We start from the raw sequence: 280 nt of genomic DNA, 5'->3' as shown, positions 1-280 counted from the left end.
GCCCGGGATGAAGACCTTCGCCGCCGAGCACGCCGACTGGCTCACCATCGTCCAGCTCCCCGCCTACGCCCCCGACCTCAACCCCACCGAGGGCATCTGGTCCCTGCTCAAACGCGGCGCCCTGGCCAACCTCGCCGCCGCCGACCTGCCCCAGCTCGTCCGCGTCATCAAGCGCGCCCTGAAGAAGATCCAGTACCGGGCCCACCTCATCGACGGATGCCTCCCACCGACCGGCCTGACCATGAGAACGGGAGGCGACATCACGAATTAAAGGTCAGTA

Annotated in this window: 1 protein-coding gene; it reads left to right on the top strand. The window is 67.1% G+C overall.

The genetic code is table 11. The annotated features are described in order from the left end of the window. A partial coding sequence (locus tag HCK04_RS40775) for a transposase (RefSeq protein WP_185949132.1) occupies positions 1 to 271 on the top strand: 271 nt, incomplete at its 5' end. Between the last annotated feature and the right edge of the window lie 9 nt (positions 272 to 280).

The organism is Microbispora sp. CL1-1 (assembly GCF_012034195.1).
GTDB lineage: Bacteria > Actinomycetota > Actinomycetes > Streptosporangiales > Streptosporangiaceae > Microbispora.
The sequence above is the reverse complement of the archived record's forward strand: the minus strand, read 5'-3'. Positions and strand labels throughout refer to the sequence as shown.